Annotated in this window: 13 protein-coding genes; 9 read left to right on the top strand and 4 right to left on the bottom strand. The window is 62.7% G+C overall.

Annotation, left to right across the window (positions count from 1 at the left end; all coding sequences use genetic code 11):
- Nucleotides 1-24 precede the first annotated feature (24 nt).
- Nucleotides 25-2,334 carry a molybdopterin-dependent oxidoreductase gene (locus SPE70_RS06785; protein WP_023322225.1) on the bottom strand — a complete coding sequence of 770 codons (2,310 nt, stop codon included), beginning with the start codon at nucleotides 2,332-2,334 and terminating at the stop codon, nucleotides 25-27.
- Between the two features lie 411 nt (nucleotides 2,335-2,745).
- Between SPE70_RS06785 and SPE70_RS06780 the strand changes: the two genes are divergently transcribed.
- From SPE70_RS06780 to SPE70_RS06760, 5 genes are read left to right on the top strand one after another with little or no spacing between them, the layout of a single operon-like run.
- A complete protein-coding gene (locus SPE70_RS06780) occupies nucleotides 2,746-3,726 on the top strand; it encodes a sugar ABC transporter substrate-binding protein (protein WP_008805613.1) in 981 nt (326 codons plus the stop codon).
- A gap of 44 nt (nucleotides 3,727-3,770) precedes the next feature.
- Nucleotides 3,771-5,273 carry a sugar ABC transporter ATP-binding protein gene (locus SPE70_RS06775; RefSeq protein ID WP_072123428.1) on the top strand — a complete coding sequence of 501 codons (1,503 nt, stop codon included), beginning with the start codon at nucleotides 3,771-3,773 and terminating at the stop codon, nucleotides 5,271-5,273.
- The gene (locus SPE70_RS06770) at nucleotides 5,270-6,259 is read left to right on the top strand and encodes an ABC transporter permease (protein ID WP_008805611.1); all 990 of its coding nucleotides are present in this window, start codon (nucleotides 5,270-5,272) and stop codon (nucleotides 6,257-6,259) included. The genes SPE70_RS06775 and SPE70_RS06770 overlap by 4 nt, the downstream gene beginning before the upstream one ends.
- On the top strand, nucleotides 6,256-7,260 hold the full coding sequence (locus SPE70_RS06765) for an ABC transporter permease (protein WP_022065711.1): 1,005 nt from the start codon (nucleotides 6,256-6,258) through the stop codon (nucleotides 7,258-7,260). The genes SPE70_RS06770 and SPE70_RS06765 overlap by 4 nt, the downstream gene beginning before the upstream one ends.
- Nucleotides 7,261-7,271: 11 nt before the next feature.
- Entirely contained in the window at nucleotides 7,272-8,213 is a 942-nt protein-coding gene (locus SPE70_RS06760; protein WP_008805609.1) for a carbohydrate kinase family protein, read from the top strand.
- A gap of 35 nt (nucleotides 8,214-8,248) precedes the next feature.
- Here SPE70_RS06760 and SPE70_RS06755 read toward each other — a convergent pair whose 3' ends face one another.
- From SPE70_RS06755 to SPE70_RS06745, 3 genes are read right to left on the bottom strand one after another with little or no spacing between them, the layout of a single operon-like run.
- Entirely contained in the window at nucleotides 8,249-9,277 is a 1,029-nt protein-coding gene (locus SPE70_RS06755) for a 2-hydroxyacid dehydrogenase (RefSeq protein WP_002894255.1), read from the bottom strand.
- Nucleotides 9,274-10,770, bottom strand: a complete 1,497-nt coding sequence (locus SPE70_RS06750) for an FGGY-family carbohydrate kinase (protein ID WP_055323113.1) — start codon at nucleotides 10,768-10,770, stop codon at nucleotides 9,274-9,276. The genes SPE70_RS06755 and SPE70_RS06750 overlap by 4 nt, the downstream gene beginning before the upstream one ends.
- 12 nt (nucleotides 10,771-10,782) lie before the next feature.
- Nucleotides 10,783-11,391 (bottom strand): methylthioribulose 1-phosphate dehydratase, encoded by a 609-nt coding sequence (locus SPE70_RS06745; RefSeq protein WP_008805607.1) that lies wholly within the window; start codon nucleotides 11,389-11,391, stop codon nucleotides 10,783-10,785.
- A gap of 451 nt (nucleotides 11,392-11,842) precedes the next feature.
- Here SPE70_RS06745 and codB point away from each other — a divergent pair, with 451 nt between their 5' ends.
- From codB to SPE70_RS06725, 4 genes are all read left to right on the top strand, one after another.
- A complete protein-coding gene (gene codB, locus SPE70_RS06740) occupies nucleotides 11,843-13,105 on the top strand; it encodes a cytosine permease (RefSeq protein ID WP_049155970.1) in 1,263 nt (420 codons plus the stop codon).
- Nucleotides 13,102-14,337, top strand: a complete 1,236-nt coding sequence (locus tag SPE70_RS06735; RefSeq protein WP_012542475.1) for a PucR family transcriptional regulator — start codon at nucleotides 13,102-13,104, stop codon at nucleotides 14,335-14,337. The genes codB and SPE70_RS06735 overlap by 4 nt, the downstream gene beginning before the upstream one ends.
- Complete coding sequence (codA, locus tag SPE70_RS06730; protein ID WP_008805604.1) at nucleotides 14,334-15,572, top strand: cytosine deaminase; 1,239 nt, start codon at nucleotides 14,334-14,336, stop codon at nucleotides 15,570-15,572. The genes SPE70_RS06735 and codA overlap by 4 nt, the downstream gene beginning before the upstream one ends.
- Nucleotides 15,573-15,717: 145 nt before the next feature.
- Nucleotides 15,718-16,668 carry a LacI family DNA-binding transcriptional regulator gene (locus SPE70_RS06725; protein WP_162494476.1) on the top strand — a complete coding sequence of 317 codons (951 nt, stop codon included), beginning with the start codon at nucleotides 15,718-15,720 and terminating at the stop codon, nucleotides 16,666-16,668.
- The last annotated feature ends 116 nt before the right edge of the window (nucleotides 16,669-16,784 follow it).

Genomic DNA, 16,784 nt, shown 5'->3' with positions numbered 1-16,784 from the left:
CCCGCCGCCGGCGAGCGCCAACGCCTAAACCTCAATAAACCTCGGTGGATCAAAGGCGGTGATCGGCGGCAGTGCCTCACGCCACGGGGCGATCTCCACCCAACAGCTCTGGGCGCTACAGCCCTGCCCCAGGCGCGAACTGCCGCGATCCTCGGTTAACACGTTGGGATTACCGTGCTTATCGAGCGTTCCTTTTTCATTGGGATCCAGCGGGTCATACCAGGCGCCGGTGGACATCTGTACCACGCCGGGCAAAATCTGCTCGCTCAGGTGCACGCCCGCCAGAATCGCCCCGCGGTCGTTATAGACCTTCACCACGCTGCCTTCGCGGATGTCTCTTGCCTGCGCATCGCTCGGATGCATCCACAGCGGCTCGCGTCCCTGAATTTTCGTCGCCCGGCTGACGCTGCCGTGGTCGTACTGACTGTGCAGGCGGGCGCGCGGCTGACTGGAGAGCAGATGAAGCGGCCACCGCGCCGCCTCCTGTCGCTGCCGGGCGGCCTCCTGTTCATCCCACCATGGATGGCCCGGGCATTCACGATAGCCAAACCCGGCGACGGTAGCGGAAAAGAGTTCAATCTTGCCGGAGGGCGTGGAGAGCGGATAGCGCTGCGGATCGGCGCGAAAATCGGCGAGAAAGATCTGCGGCCGCTCCGGCGCACTGTACTCCAGTACCCCTTGCTGCCAGAAGTCCTCGAACGAGGGCAGCGCAATACCCTCCTCCTGCGCCCGCGGTCTTGACTCCTCATAGAGATGACGCAGCCACTGCCCGGCGTCCCGCCCCTCGCTGAACTGTTCTCCGAAGCCCAGCCGATCGGCCAGATCGTGGAAAATGGCGTAATCGTCACGCGCTTCGCCCACCGGCGGGATCTGCGCGCTCATGGCGATCATAAACCCGTCGTGACCGCCGCTGCCGATATCCTCTCGCTCCAGCGAGGTGGTGGCTGGCAGGACGATATCGGAGAATTTAGCCTGCGCGGTCCAGTACTGCTCATGCACCACCACCGTCTCCGGACGGCGCCAGGCCTCGCACAGTCGGTTGATATCCTGATGATGATGAAACGCATTGCCTCCCGCCCAATAAACCAGACGGATGTCGGGATAGCGCAGCTGCTGACCGTCGAACTCATAGGCTTCTCCCGGGTGCAGCAGCATATCGGACAGCCGCGCCACCGGGATAACGCTATCCACCGCATTCTCCCCGGCGGGTAAGCGTGGGCCGGAAAACGCTTTTCGCACCGCGCCCGCCAGGTTAGTGCAGGCGTAGCCAAACCCGAGGCCGCCGCCCGGCGTGCCGATCTGTCCCAGCAGCGCGGTCAGGGCCACCGTCGCCCAGTAGGCTTGCTCTCCCTGACGGGCGCGCTGGATAGACCAGGAGATATTCACCATCGTCCGGTGGCGGGCCATCTCCCGCGCCAGGTCGGCGATGCGCTGGGCATCCAGGCCGGTAATCGCCGCCGCCCACGCCGGGGTTTTCGCTACGCCGTCGTGCTCGCCCAACAGATAAGCGCGATAGGGGGCAAACCCGACGGTATGGCTGGCAACAAACGCCTGGTCGTAGAGAGACTCAGCGATCAGTACATAGCTCAGCGCCAGCAGCAGTGCGGTATCGGTGCCCGGACGAATGGCCAGCCACTCGGCGTCGGGCACCGCGCTGAGGTCATTGCGTACCGGGCTGATATTGATAAATCGGGTGCCGTTGGCCTGCATCTTATCCAGCCAGTACGGCAGCATATGGTCATTGGCGCCGCCGCCGTTGACCTGGGCATTGCGCAGCGGCAGACCGCCAATCGCGACAAACAGCTGGCACTCCCGCGCCAGCTCGGAAAAATGGGTATGCTGACGGTGCAGCGGGCTCAACGGCCCGAGAATATGCGGCAGAATGCGCTCGCCCGCGGCGCTGCTATAGGTATTGGTGCTGGCGGTGTACCCGCCAAATCCCTTGAGAAACCGGTGCAGCTGGCTCTGCGCATGGTGAAAGCGTCCAGCGCTGGCCCAGCCGTAGGAGCCGCCGTAGATCGCCTCATTGCCGCAGCGCGCCTTGACCGAGCGCAGCTCGCGAGCCAGCAGGTCCAGCGCCACCTCCCAACTGACTTCGACAAAGGGCTCCTTGCCTCGCCCTTCTCGTGACGCTGGGCCCTGCTGAAGATAGCCGGCGCGCACCGCCGGACGGCGAATGCGCGTTTGGCTGGTCACCGCGTCGGGGAGCGACTGACCAATGCGTGACGGATTTTTATCCCAGGGCACCGGATTAACCGCCACGATATCGCCCTCGCGGCTCTCCACCTGCCACGTTCCCCAGTGCATCACCGTATAATTATGCTGTTTCTTCATAGCACTCGCGTTCTTCTCAGCCAAAAAACTCGTTAAAATAAATCGAGGAAATGACGGAAATATCCCCGTCCCAGCCAGACATTACTCTGCTAAAAAAAGTATTAGCCCGCGCAATCACCTGCATTTCCCTGCAAGGGCCTTATTTCTCCACGCCATCACAATAAACAGAAAGCCGTCTTTATCCGTTAAATAAACACGGAAAAAGTCAAAAATAAAACCACAAAATAAAAAGGTATATTTTGCATCATGAAATATTTTCAGGTTCCCGATGGCAAAATAACATTTTTCTCTGGCGTTTCTGCGATATAACATTCCCGGCATAACTTAGACTTATTTTGTATTTGAGGTGGCGAGGTGCTTCTTGTCATGCTACCGGTCCGCAACCACCTTCATCACAGGATCATAATAACAATGTCGCAGAAGAGAAAATTATTGCCTGCCGCGCTGGGACTGCTTTCCCTTGCCTCGCTGAGCGTCACTGCCGCAGACGCCCTCTCCTTACAGGGAAAAACCATTGGCGTTGCCGTTGTCGGCACTCAGCATTTCTGGGATCGCGAGGCCTTTAAAGGTGCGACAGAGGAAGTGGAGAAACTGGGGGGCAAAGTCATTGGCGTCGATGGCGGCCGCGATAATCAGGTTCATGCCAATAATCACGATATTTTACTGTCACGCAAGGTGGACGCGGTAATTAGTATTCTCGGCGACAGCGCCGTCGAACCAAAATTTAAAGCATTGCGTGATGCTGGTATCCCGGTATTTACCGTGGATCACGTTTCTCAATATTCGGTCAACAATACCACCTCCGATAACTACACCTTAGGCTCGACCATCGGCCGCTACATGGCGGATGAATTAGGCGGCAAAGGCAACGTCGCCGTATTTAACGCGTTCTCCAGCGCGCTGCGTATTTGCGGAATTCGCTACGATCAGTGGAAATATGTCCTTAAGGATTATCCGGATATTCATATTATCCAGCCTGAGCTCGCGGAACAGTTCGCCAACTCGCCGGAAGACGCGCGGAAGAAAACCCTCGAATTACTCAGCCAGTATCCGAAAGGCAAACTGGACGCCATCCATGTCGCCTGCTGGGATCAACCGGCCATCGGTATCGTCCAGGCACTGGAAGAGACCGGCCGTGATAAGGATGTGAAAGTGACGGCCATCGACGCCGGTCCGGAGACGCTGGAGATCATGGCAGAGCCCGGCAGTCCGTTTGTGGCTAACGTCGCGCAGCAGCCGCATCTGATTGGCCAGACCTCCGCCGACAACGTGGCCCGCTACTTTGCCGGTCAGAAACTGCCGGTGCAAACCTTTATCCCGGTGATACCAGTGAAAGGTCCGCAGGAGGCGAAAGCGGTGTATAAACAGTTGGGATACGGCGAACTGCAGTGATAAATCAACACCCTGGCGGGGAGCGCCCCGCCGCGGGTCTGGTCATGGACCAGATCGGCAAACGTTTTGCCAGCGTTACGGCGCTTAATTCAGTCACCCTGCGCCTCAATCCGGGGGAAATTCATGGCCTGATTGGCGAGAACGGCGCCGGTAAATCGACGCTGATTAAAATCCTCGCCGGCGTCTATCAGGCTGACAGCGGCAGCGCGACCCTCGACGGTCACCCGCTGCCCCTCGGCAATCCGGCAGCCATTGAAGCCGCCGGCATTCGCGTCATTCACCAGGAGCTTAACCTGATCCCGCACTTTACCGTCGCGGAATCGGTTTTTCTCGGCCAGGAGTATCGCACCCGCTGGGGGGCGCTGGATCGCCGACGGATGAAGGCCGCCACGGCGCAATTTTTCCAGCAAAACTGGCAACTGGCGATCGACCCCGAACGGCTGGTGCGCGACCTGAGCCTGGCCGAGCGCAAGCTGGTGCAGATTGCCCGCGCGCTGATCGACGGCGCGGCGCGGCTGGTGGTGTTCGACGAGCCCACCGCCCCCCTGGAGGCGCAGGAGGCCAGTCTGGTCTCCTCCGCCATCCTTCGCCTGCGCGACCAGGGCATTGCCATTCTGTATATTTCCCACTACCTCAATGAGATAGCTACCCTCTGCGACCGCGGCACCGTGCTGCGTAACGGGGAAGTGGTCGGTTACCCGGACCGCGACCTGCTGCAGAATACCGAGGCGCTGATCGCCATGATGGTCGGCCGGGAAATCGACCAGCTGTATACCCCGCGCCATCACCCGGCGGCAGACAACGGGGCGGCCCCGCTGCTCTCGGTGCGCCAGCTGAGCGACGGGCGGCAGCTGCAGGATCTCTCTTTTGATATTCAGCCGGGCGAAATCGTCGGCGTCGCCGGCCTGCTGGGCGCCGGACGCGATGTGCTGGTCGACTTACTCTACGGCTTACGCCCGGCAGAACGCGGTACGATCCACCTCGACGGCCAGCCGCGGCGCATTCGTACGCCGAAGCAGGCGATCCGCGCCGGCATGGCGCTGGTGCCACGCGACCGCCGCCATCAGGGGCTGATCCTGCCCTTCACCACCGCCGACAATATTAATCTCGCCTCACTGCCGGAGACCGCTACCTTTGGCTGGGAGCGGCGGGGTATCGCCGAGCAGAAAGCGCGCGACTGGATAGAACAGCTGGCGATCCGCCCGGGACGCCCGGCGCTGCCGGTACGCTACATGAGCGGCGGCAACCAGCAAAAAGCGATCCTCGCCCGCTGGCTCGGCACCGATGCCCGGCTGTTTATTCTCGATGAACCCACCCTTGGGGTCGATATCGGCGCCCGTCGCGATATTTATCAACGGACGCGCCAGCTGGCCGATAAAGGACGGGCGGTGCTGGTCTCCTCCAGCGACGCCCCCGAACTGCTCGGACTATGCGACCGGATCCTGGTCCTCTGGCGCGGCACGCTGGCGGCCAATCTGCCCACCCGCGGGCTAACGCTGGACGCCCTGCTGGTGGCGATCAACGGCGGACAGGAGCCTTCACTATGAGTACCGCTATCCAGCGTCGCGGCCGTCCGGGCCTGGCGACGCTGATTGAAAAATTTCCCCTGATCCTGTTTCTGGCGCTGCTGGTATGGCTGAGCGTACAGTCTCCCTACTTTCTCAGCTGGCAAAATATCAGCCTGATGCTGGTCCAGAGCGTTCCGCTGGCGATCCTCTGTTTCGGCCTGGTCTGCGTTATCGCCGTGGGCGGGGATGACGTGGTCTCCGGCGGCATCGACCTCTCCCTGCCGGCGACGGCGGTGCTCGGCGTCGCGCTGCTCAGCCTCGGTCTGGCCGAATGGCACACGCCGTACCTCCTGCTGCTGGCGCTGCTGGCGGCGGTTTGCCTGCTCTGCGGGGCGATCAACGGCTTCCTGGTGCTGGCGGCCGGCCTGCCGCCGCTGCTGGCCACCCTCTCGACCTCCGTGGCGTTTACCGGCCTGACAGATCTGTTGACCGGCCAGCGGCGCATCGCGGTCAGCGATCCGCTGATGGTCGCCTTTCGCGATAACAGTGTGCTGGGCCTGCCCTGGCCGCTGATCTATCTGCTGGGGGTGTTTATCCTGTTCCAGTTCCTGCTCCACCACTCCCGCTTCGGCCAGCATGTGCAGGCGGTGGGCGGCAATCGCGATATGGCGCAGATGAGCGGCCTGAACGTGCGCCGCTTGACCCTGCTGGTCTGGCTGTTAGCGGGCATTGCCGCCGGGCTGGCTATTCTGCCGCTGCTCAGCCAGGGCTCCGGCAGTTCCAGCGGGACGGCCACGCCGCTGCTGCTGGAAACCGTGCTCGCGACCTTTATCGGCGCCGCCTTCTCGCGCCGTCGGGTGGTCACCATCTGGGGGGCGCTGCTGGGGGCGATCCTGGTTAACGCCCTCTCTAACGGGCTCGGCCTGCTGGGGGTCAATATCTTCTGGATGGGCGCCATTAAAGGCGGCCTGATCCTGGTGGTGCTGGCGGCATCGGCGGTCAGACACAAAGGAGGCGAGGCATGAGCCAAATCACCCTGAAAACCCCTGCCCCGGCAGAACCGACGGCCAGCAGCCCGCTGGCCTGGCTGTCGCGAGCCGGATTTGGCGTCATCACCCTGCTGGCCATCGCCCTGTTTGGCTGGGCGAATCCGGTATTTTTAACCGTGGATAACTGGGCCAACCTGCTGCAGGGCAGCGCGATCCTGCTGATTGTGGCGATGGCGATGACCCTGATCGTCAGCGCCGGGGCGATTGACCTGTCGGTAGGCGTCGCGCTCGATTTCGGCGCCGCCTTCGCCCTCGTCGCCCTGAAAACCTGGCATCTGCCGTGGCAGGCTGCGGTAGGCTGCGCCCTGCTTGGCGGTGTGCTGATTGGCCTGCTCAATGCCTTTCTGATCCTCATCTGCCGGATCCGCCCCTTCCTCGCCACGCTCGGCACCTGGTTTATCGCCAGCAGCGCCGAGCGCATCTATACCGACGGCGGCGGCGCGATAGCTTATCGGCGGATGGCGCCGGAATATCACGATCTGGCAGTGGGCAACCTTGGTGGGATCCCCACGCCGGTGGTGATTGTGCTGGCGCTGTGGCTGGTGGCCTGGCTGGTCACCGAGCGCACGCTGTGGGGCAAATATGTCCGCGCCATCGGCCAGAACAGCGAAGCGGCGCGTATCGCCGGGATCCGCGATCGCCTGACCATGCTCGGCGTGCTGGTGGCCGCCTCGGCGCTCTGCGCCATCGGCGGGGTGATCCTCTCCGCCAACCTGCGGCAGTTTACTCCCCTGGCCGGGCAGTCTTACCTGATGGACGCCATTGCGGCGGTATTTATCGGCACCGCCTTTAACCGTCTGGGTCGGGTCAGCATCCTTGGCACCCTCGGCGGCGTGCTGTTCCTTGCCATTATTGATAATGGCCTGAACCTGATGGGGCTCAATTATCTGGTGAAGGACGCGCTGGTCGGCGTGATTCTGGTGGTGGCCCTCGCCCTTTCTTTCTGGCAGGCGCGCCTGCGCCAAACGCATCGCTAAACGGGAGAACGATGGCAACCTTTGACGCCGTGTTTGTCGGCCTGACTATTCTGGATATCGCCGGGCGCCCGGTGGTGGCGATCCCGCCGCGCGGCGGCGTCGCCTTTATTGAGCAAATTCGCCTCAACCCCGCCGGCACCGCCGCCGGGGCCAATATTAACGCCGCGAAGCTGGGGATCCGCACCGCAGCGGTGGCCTGCCTGGGTGAAGATGAAAAGGCCGACTTTATCCTCGCCAGCTATGCCCGGCTGGGCATCGACTGCTCGCTTATCCAGCGCACCGCGCTGAAAGAGACCTCGGCGACGATCCTGCCGATTCGCCCCAACGGCGAGCGTCCGGCCCTGCATTGCCGGGGCGCATCCGACGCCCTGTTCGTCAGTGAAACGGAATTTGACGCCGTCCTCGACTGTCGTTTCCTGCATCACGGCGGGACCGGACTGCTGGCGGCAATGGACCAGGGACAGAGCGCGCGGCTGTTGCAGGCGGCTAAAGCACGCGGAGTCACCACCAGCTTTGACCTTATCGCCCCGAATGAAGACACCCTCGAACTACTGCGGCCCCTGTTGCCGTCGGTGGATTATTTCATGCCTTCGCTGGAGGAAGCCGCCTTTCTCTCCGGCGAGACGCAGCCGGAGGCCATCGGCCGCTTCTTCCTGGCACTCGGTGTGGGCACCTGCATTCTGAAAGACGGCGAGAACGGTTCCTGGCTTATCCGTCGAGATGGCGCGCTGGAGCATATTGCGCCGTGGCCGGTCGAGGCAGTGGATACCACCGGCTGCGGCGACAGCTACTGCGGCGGGTTTATTGCCGCGCTGGCGCGCGGACTCAGCGTGAAAGCAGCGTGTGACGTCGCCTCGGCGGTGGCCGCGCTGGTGGCGACCGGGATGGGATCGGATGCCGGGGTAGTGGACTGGGAACAGACCCAGGCTTTTATGGCGGCCCATCGCCCCTGACGATGGACCCGCGCCGCCGCAGCGGCGCAAGCGGCTTAACGCCACTGGTACAGCAGCGGCTCCCCGGCGACATAGCGCTGAAGATCGGCGGCAATCATCGCCGTGTGTTTGGCGATACTCTCCCGGGTGGCTCCGGCGATATGCGGCGTGATAATCACGTTATCGAACTCGATAACAAAAGGATGATCTCGCCACAGCGGTTCGCGGTGATAGACATCCAGCGCCGCGCCGCCCAGCGGGCCGTGGCGCAGGGCATCAATTAGTGCCGCCTCGTCGACCACCGCCGCGCGAGAGGTATTGATCAGCAGCGCGCCGGGCTTCATGCTGTTTAACAGCGCCGCATTCACCAGCCCGTCACTGTGCGGCCCGCTGCTCAGGTGCAGGCTGACGATATCCGCCTCGCGGAACAGCGCCTCCAGGGTCGTTTTCTGTAGCCCTGGCTCATTGATATCCTCTGCGGCGACGAACGGATCCACCACCAACACCGCCATGCCGAACGCCCGGGCGATACGCGCCACCCGGCGGCCAATGTTGCCATACCCCACCAGCCCCAGCGTTTTATTGCGCAGTTCACTGCCTTTAAACACTTCATAGGGGCTTTCCGGGCTCACGTCCCAGACCACATCCCGCCGCAGACCCTGCTGGGTGGCGGCGGCGGCATTATCAGCCTGCGTGAATTCCCCCCGCTTCAGCGCCGCATGGGATTGCGGAATATGGCGCGCCAGGCTGAGCATCAGGCCAAGCGTCAGCTCCGCGGCGGCATCGGCATTGCGCCCCGGGGTGTAGAGCACCCGGATGCCGCGCGCCTGGGCGGCCTGGGTATCAATATTCACCGGATTCGCGCGAGTACAGGCGATCACCTGCAGGCGCGGACAGGCGGCCATTACCGCGTCTGTCACCTCATCATAGCTGGTCACCAGCACCTCGGCGTCATGGGCCAGCTCAATCAGCTGACCGGCGCTAAGTTTCGGTTTGCCCAGCGCCCATCCCTCCACCAGCAGCTCGCCCAGCTGGTGGAAGGCGCTAAGGTCGCCAGCATGCTCGGCGGTAAAAACGATTTTCATGGTTGTACGTCCTGAGAAAGAGGTTGAAGGGCGGCCTGTCTGGCCTGCCATACCGGCAGCATCTGCTCACGCAGCAGGCGGTAAACGGGATACAGCGCCGCGTAGCGGGCATGCGCCTGAGGGCGCGGCTGATAGCGGGTCTGCGCCAGCGGAGGCGTCTCGGCCAGCGCCGCGACGCTGCGGGCCGCCAGAATCGCCGCGCCGCGCGCGCTCAGTTCGTTAAAGGCGCTGGAGACCACCGTACGCCCGGTACAGTCGGCGATAATCTGCAGCCAGGTCGCCGAGGCTGCGCCGCCGCCGGTCAGATACAGCTCGCCGCCCTGCGGATAACCCTGTAGCGCATCGACAATGGCGAAGGCCAGGCCTTCAAACACCGCGCGCTGCAGTTCGGCGCGGGTGGTGTGCGGGCTAATGCCGAAAAAGCCGGCCCGCGCGTCCGGGCTGTAAAACGGCGCACGTTCGCCATTGAGGTACGGCTGCCAGAAGACGCCGCCGCTGCCTGGCTCCACCTCCGCGATCGCCTGCTCCAGCCGACCCAGATCGGCGTCCAGCGAAATATGCTGCTGCAGCCAGTCAATGTTTGGCGTACCGGCCTGCATCGGAAACAGCGAGATCACCTGCCCGGCTTCGGTATGGGTGACAAAGCGCGTCGCCTCGTTCACCGTCTGCGGGCCGCGGCAGACGATCCCGGTGCAGCAGGTAGTGCCGAGGATCGTGTAGATATCCCCTTCGTTGACCGCGCCGCAGCCCAGCGCGGCGCTACAGACATCCAGCGCCCCGGCGGCCACCGGCGTCGCGGCGGGCAGCCCGGTCAGCGCCGCCACCGCATCGCTCAGCGTGCCGGCCGGAGCATCCGGGGCCAGCAGCGGGGGAAACAGCGGCAGCAGTTCGTTCAGCCCCATCTCGTTCATCACCACCGAGGACCAGTTGCCGGTCTGCTGATTGAGTAACGAGCTGCTGGCGTCCGTCAACTCCAGCGCCGCCACGCCGGTCAGGCGAAAGCGGATCCAGTCCTTGGCGAAAAACAGATAGCGCGCGGCCGCCAGCCGCGCCGGCTGATACTGTTTCAGCCAGTACAGCTGCAGGCTGGTATTGCAGGGCTGCAGGTGGGTGCCGGTATCGGCGAAATAGCGGCGGTCGAAGCCGGGTCGGCGCAGCAGGTCGCTCATCAGCTCGTGGCTGCGGGTATCGCTCCACAGGATCCCCGGGCCCACCGGTTCGCCCTGCTCATCGCTGAGCCAGACCCCCTCCCCTTGCCCGGCGAGGCCGATGGCCCGCAGCCGCCCCGCCTGTAGCGCCGGGTGGCGGGCAATCTGGCGCAGAATAGCCAGCACCGAATGCCACAGCTGGGTCATATCCTGTTCCGCGTAGCCATTGGCCGACAGGAGGGGTGAGGTATTTTCCGCGGCGCTGGCGCAGGCGGTGAAATGCTGATCAAACAGCACCGCTTTCACCCGCGAGGTGCCGATATCGATCCCAAGATAAAAATCCATACCTGCTCCGGCTCAGGGCTCGTAGCGGCGGCGCATCAGCTCGCACTCGAACAGGAACTCCAGCCCCTCCAGTTGACGGCGGGCCTCCTGAATATCTTTCCCCCAGCAGGTCAGGCCGTGGCCGCGCAGCAGAAAGCCGTAGCGCAGCGGGCGCGTTTGCGCATAATCGGCAATCCGCGCCGCCAGGGCGTCAATATCCTGGTCATTATCAAAGATGGCGACCGGAACGGTATCGAGATGGCTGTGCTGCCCGCTAAGGGTTTTCTGCATTTCATACCCCTGCAGCGCCAGCGTGTCGCTTTTTTCGATGCGCGACAGCACGGTGGCGTTGACGGTATGCACATGCAGCACCACGTTGGCTTCCGGGAACAGGCGATACACCAGGGTGTGCAGGCCGGTCTCGGCCGACGGCTTCCGTCCGGAAGGCGCCTGGTTGGTGGCGATCTCAACCTGCAGAAAATCCTCGGTCGTCAGGCTGCCTTTGTCGCGGCCCGACTCGCTTAGCCAGCACCAGGTGTCATCCTGACGCACCGACATATTGCCGCCGGTCGCCGGCGCCCAGCCTTTCGCCCCGATCCAATGACAGGTGGTGACCAGTTGCGCGAGTCTTTCTTGCCACATAGCAGTTCCTTAGGTTAGCGATGATTTATTTAGCCGTCTAAATGGCTATTTATCCGATACTAACACCGCTAACCGGAGGGGACAATATTTCAGGAAACACACACAAGACAAATGGTTATATCATAAATGCATATTAAATAACCCTTATTCACAGTGATTTAACCAACCGTTTTCAATACACCGCTATTCTCCACTACTCGCTGGCCAAAAACTGGCGGATCGCCCTGGCTGAAATTCTCCTCCTGCGCCAGGGATGCGCTCGCCGCCCTCTTCTGCCCTGGACTGGTGCAAAACATGGCAGGATGCCCACTAAAATGGCATCTCCTCCTCTTTACCTCCTCATTACTGTGCACTGTGCACATCCTGTGATATTCCCCGTGCCCGGTTTTTCCTGGCACATCTCTTGCTACTTCCGGCTATCACCGCCCATCTACCAGCCAGAGGTTCCAGGATGTCAAACAGCAATGATTTTCCCCTCGTCGAAGCGCCCGCCGCCGGACGCAAAGGCGTATTTTCCATCGCCATGGTGTTGTTCAGCTTTACCTTTTTCACCGGCACGATGTTTGCCGGCGGCAAACTCGGCGTCTCCTTTTCCATCGTCAATCTGCTGTGGATAGCCGTCATCGGCAACGCCTTGCTGGCCCTCTATGCCGCGTCGCTGGGCTGGATCGCCGCGCGCAGCGGCCTGAATACGGTGCTGATGGGCCGGTTCTGCTTCGGGGAGATCGGCAGCAAGCTGGCCGATTTTATTCTTGGTTTTGCCGAGCTGGGCTGGTACGCCTGGGGGACCGCCACGGTCGCTATCTCGCTGGTGAAGATCCTCGCCCTGCCCGAGGCGCTGACCCAGCCGCTGATGGTGCTGTTTGGCATTTTGTTCTGCGTCACCGCGCTGGTGGGCTACAAGGGACTGGACGCGCTGTCGCGCCTGTCGGTGCCATTGATGTTTGTGCTGCTGATGGTCTCCATGTATCTGGCGCTGCACCACGCCGGCGGCTGGCAGGCGATGACCCGCATTGCGCCGAGCGACACCATGACCTGGTCGGCGGCCATCACCATGGTCTTCGGGACCTTCGCCAGCGGCGCCACCCAGGCGACGAACTGGACCCGGCTGGCTAACTCCAGCCGGACCGCCATTCTCGCCAGCATGGGCAGCTTCCTCATCGGCAACGGGCTGATGATCGTCGCCGGCGCCTGGTGCGCCATCGTTTATCAACAGGCCGATATTGTGGAAGTCCTGATCCTGCAGGGGCTGTCGGTCGCCGCGGTGATCATGCTGTGTCTCAACCTGCTGACCATCCAGGGGCCCACCATCTATAACGTCTCCGCCGCCGCCTGCCATCTGCTGCGCAGCGAACGTCGCCGGACGCTAACCATCGCCGCCGCCGGGGTGGGCATTGTGCTCGCTATTGGCGGTATGTATGAAATGCTGATCCCGTTCCTCGTGCTGCTGGGCAGTATTATTCCGCCCATTGGCGGGGTGATCCTCGCCGACTACTGGTTCGCCCGCGGCGGGCGCTATCCCCTGCTGCAGAACGCCCGCCTGCCGCGTTTTAACTGGCTGGGACTCGGCGCCTACGCCGCCGGCGCGGTGGTGGCCTATCTGTCACCGTGGATCGCGCCGCTGGTGGGGATCACCGTCTCCGCGCTGGTCTATATCGTCCTGTGCCTGCTAAGCAAACGCCAGCCTGCCGCCGTCGCGGAGCAGGAGCCATGAGCCTGACGGTCAGCGAACTGCTGGCCCTTGAGGGACTCTCCGCCCTGCGTCTGCGGGCGGGAAAGCAAGGGCTGCAGCGGGCCGTACGCTGGTACTACGTGGCGGAAAATGAACATATCGCCGAGTGGATCATGGGCGGCGAGCTGGTCTTTATTACCGGCATCAACCATCCCCGTGATGAAGCCAACCTGATCCAGTTGCTGATGGAGGGAAAACAGCGCGGCATCGCCGGGATGGTGATCCTCACCGGCGAGGCCTATATCCACGCCATTCCCGCCACGCTGATCGCCCTTGCCGACGAGCTGGGCATTCCGCTGATTGAGCAGCCCTACCTGCTGAAGATGGTAATTGTCACCGAGCGCATCGGCACCGCGCTGGTCCGCAGTGAAAACGCCCTGCAGTCACAGCGCGACATTCTGATGCAGCTGGTCACCGGCGACTATCCGGATCTGCAGATGCTCCATCAGCGCGCCCTCCATCAGCAGCTCGATTTTACCCGTCCGCTGCGGCTGGCGGCGCTGCGTCTGGAGGGGCTGTCCCGCCTGTTTCGCCAGTTCCCGCCCGAGCAGGCCGAAGCCTGGCTGCTGCAGGCCCACCGCAGCGTGCGTCAGCAGCTGCAGCAGCAGCTCAACCAGCAGGGCAACCCCTTCCCGCTGCTGGAGCGCAGCAATATGTTTCTTTTCCTGCTGCCGGATGAGGAGGGGGAAGGCTTTCAGCAGAAAAAATGGCTGCAGCAGTGGCTGCAGGCGCTGGCGGACGGAGAGGAGGGTTTGTCGCTGCTCTGCGGCCTCTCCGCACCGGTCAGGCAGCTGCAGGGTTATCCGCGGGCGCTGTCGCAGGCGCGCCAGGCGCTGGATCTGTGCGATACCCTGCGGCCGACCCAGCGTATCAGCGACTATCAGCAGTTGGGGTTTATCAAACTGTTGTCCGCGGTCAGCGACCCGGCGCTGCTCAACGATTTTATGCACGACACTCTGGGCTGCCTGATCGAGCCGGGCCGCAAAGCGCCATGGCTGCTGCTGGAGACCCTCGAGACGCTGCTGCAGGAGAACGGCAACGTGGTGCGGGCCGCCGACCGGCTGGGCCTGCATCGCAACACATTACATCAGCGCATCCAGCGTATTGAAAAACTGACCGGCTACCCGGTCAGCCACCCCCAGTTTCATCTCAACGCCTCGGTCGCGCTGGTGATCTGGCGTTTATCGCAAAACCATTTACAGGACCCACCATGAAAATTATTAACGCTCGCCTGCGCCGCCAGGAGGCGCTGTTTACCCTTGACCTGCAGGACGGGATGATTCACCGCATCTCCGCCCAGGCCGCGATGCAGAGTGCCGACGCCGGGGATATCGACGCCCAGGGCCGGCTGGCGATCCCGCCCTTCGTCGAGCCGCATATCCATCTTGACGCCACCCTCACCGCGGGCGAGCCGGAGTGGAACCGCAGCGGCACCCTGTTTGAAGGCATCACCCGCTGGAGCCAGCGCAAAGCGAGTATTACCCCGGAGGACACCCGCCAGCGGGCGCTGAAAACCATCGGCATGCTGCGCGACTTCGGCGTCCAGCACGTCCGGACCCATGTGGATGTCACCGATCCGTCGCTGGCGGCCCTGAAGGCGCTGCTGGCGGTGAAACAAGAGGCCGCCGATCTTATCGATCTGCAGATTGTCGCCTTCCCGCAGGAGGGAATCGAATCGTACCCCGACGGCCGCGGACTCATGACCCGCGCCATCGAGATGGGCGCCGACGTGGTGGGCGGCATTCCGCACTATGAGAACACCCGCGACAAAGGGGTCAGCTCGGTGATGTTTTTGATGGACCTCGCCCAGCGTTACGGCCGCCTGGTGGATGTCCACTGCGATGAAATCGACGATCCGCAATCGCGTTTCCTTGAAGTACTGGCGGAGGAGGCGCGGGTGCGCGGCATGGGGGCGCAGGTCACCGCCAGCCACACCTGCGCGATGGGCTCTTATGATAACGCCTACTGCTCAAAGCTGTTTCGCCTGCTGAAAGCCTCGGGCATCAACTTCATCTCCTGCCCGACCGAAAGCATTCATCTGCAGGGCCGGTTTGACAGCTGGCCGAAACGGCGCGGCGTCACCCGGGTGGCGGAGCTGGATCGCGCCGGCATCAACGTCTGCTTTGCCCAGGACTCGATTCAGGATCCGTGGTACCCGCTGGGGAACGGCAATATCCTGCGCATTCTGGATGCCGGGCTGCACATCTGCCATATGCTCGGCTATGACGATCTGCAGCGCTGCCTCGACTTCGTCACCGACAACAGCGCCCGGGCGCTGTGTCTGGGCGATAACTACGGCCTCGCCGAAGGCCGCCCGGCGAACCTGCTGATCCTCGATGCGGAAAACGACTACGAGGCCGTCCGTCGTCAGGCACGGGTGCTGACCTCCATTCGCCACGGCAAGGTGATTTTGCAGCGTGAGGTGGAGCACATCCGCTACCCGGCATAAGGCGCAAGGCGCTGCGCGTCGGCGCCTTTCTGTGATACCTTTTCAGGCAGTGTGCGTGACCGACGCCCGCCCGGGCGTCGGCTTCCTGGAAAACAGACGGCGCGAAACGACGATGAGCGATAAAAAATGGATTAAGGCCGAGGACGTGGCCAGACTGGCCGGCGTCTCGCGCTCGGCGGTCTCCCGCACCTTCACCCCCGGCGCCTCGGTGTCGGAGAAGACCCGGCAGAAGGTGCTGAGCGCCGCGGAAGCCCTGGGCTATCAGGTGAATATCATCGCCCGGACGATGATCACTGGCAGCAGTAATTTTATCGGCATCGTCACCGCCGGTTTCGACAACCCGTTTCGCAGCAAACTGCTGGCGCCGCTGGTCCATCAGCTGGCGCTCAATGGCTTTATGCCGCTGCTGATGAACGCTGACGATCCGCAGCAGCTCGCCCCCTCGCTTAAACAACTGCTGAGCTATCACGTCGCCGGGGTGATCATCACCTCCGGCGCGCCGCCGCTGTCGCTGGCGGAAGAGTATCTGGCGCGCAAGATCCCCGTCACCCTGATCAACCGCCATGCGGACCTCGCCGGCTGCGACCGGGTGTGCAGCGATAATGCCCAGGGGGCGAAGCTGGTGGCGGATCTGTTCAGTCGTCGAGGCTGGCAGCAGGTTGGCTTTATTGGCGAAAATCGCGAGAACTTCAGCACCCGCCAGCGCTATGAGGCTTTCATCGCCCGGACGTCGGGTATGGCGGTGAGCAGCCGCTTCTGCGACGGCGGCGGCTATCAGGCCGGCTACCAGGCCGCCAGAGAATTGGTTGCTGAAAACCCCGGAGTGCAGGCGCTGTTCTGCGCCACCGATATGCTGGCGCTGGGCGCCCTGGATGGCCTGCGGGACGCCCCCGCCCCGCTGCCGGCCATCGTCGGTTTTGACGATATCCCGCAGGCGGACTGGCAGCCCTATCAGCTCACCACCGTCCAGCAGAATACCGCCCTGCTGGCGCACCACGCGGTGGATCTGTTGATGACGCGGATCGCCCGCTTCAGCCTGCCCTCACGCCATCGCGAAGTGCCGGTGAAACTAATTATTCGTCATAGTGCGAAATGAAAAAATCATTTTATGCTGGAGCGATCACAGAACCTTCTGCGAAACCCGGCCACACTCATTCGGCCCTTCGGGGCTGTTTTTTTCACGCAAAATGCACACGTGTGCAAAATAGGGAG

Origin of the sequence: Klebsiella sp. ZJOU C1 (assembly GCF_035620215.1) — a bacterium.
GTDB classification, from domain to species: Bacteria; Pseudomonadota; Gammaproteobacteria; order Enterobacterales; family Enterobacteriaceae; genus Klebsiella; species Klebsiella variicola.
The sequence above is the reverse complement of the archived record's forward strand: the minus strand, read 5'-3'. Positions and strand labels throughout refer to the sequence as shown.

Coding starts and splice junctions, on each gene's coding strand:
- codA (WP_008805604.1), top strand. CDS start 14,334: ATGAAAATTATTAACGCTCGCCTGCGCCGCCAGGAGGCGCTGTTTACC.
- SPE70_RS06755 (WP_002894255.1), bottom strand. CDS start 9,277: ATGAAAATCGTTTTTACCGCCGAGCATGCTGGCGACCTTAGCGCCTTC.
- SPE70_RS06775 (WP_072123428.1), top strand. CDS start 3,771: ATGGACCAGATCGGCAAACGTTTTGCCAGCGTTACGGCGCTTAATTCA.
- SPE70_RS06785 (WP_023322225.1), bottom strand. CDS start 2,334: ATGAAGAAACAGCATAATTATACGGTGATGCACTGGGGAACGTGGCAG.
- SPE70_RS06760 (WP_008805609.1), top strand. CDS start 7,272: ATGGCAACCTTTGACGCCGTGTTTGTCGGCCTGACTATTCTGGATATC.
- SPE70_RS06765 (WP_022065711.1), top strand. CDS start 6,256: ATGAGCCAAATCACCCTGAAAACCCCTGCCCCGGCAGAACCGACGGCC.
- SPE70_RS06745 (WP_008805607.1), bottom strand. CDS start 11,391: ATGTGGCAAGAAAGACTCGCGCAACTGGTCACCACCTGTCATTGGATC.
- codB (WP_049155970.1), top strand. CDS start 11,843: ATGTCAAACAGCAATGATTTTCCCCTCGTCGAAGCGCCCGCCGCCGGA.
- SPE70_RS06750 (WP_055323113.1), bottom strand. CDS start 10,770: ATGGATTTTTATCTTGGGATCGATATCGGCACCTCGCGGGTGAAAGCG.
- SPE70_RS06770 (WP_008805611.1), top strand. CDS start 5,270: ATGAGTACCGCTATCCAGCGTCGCGGCCGTCCGGGCCTGGCGACGCTG.
- SPE70_RS06735 (WP_012542475.1), top strand. CDS start 13,102: ATGAGCCTGACGGTCAGCGAACTGCTGGCCCTTGAGGGACTCTCCGCC.
- SPE70_RS06780 (WP_008805613.1), top strand. CDS start 2,746: ATGTCGCAGAAGAGAAAATTATTGCCTGCCGCGCTGGGACTGCTTTCC.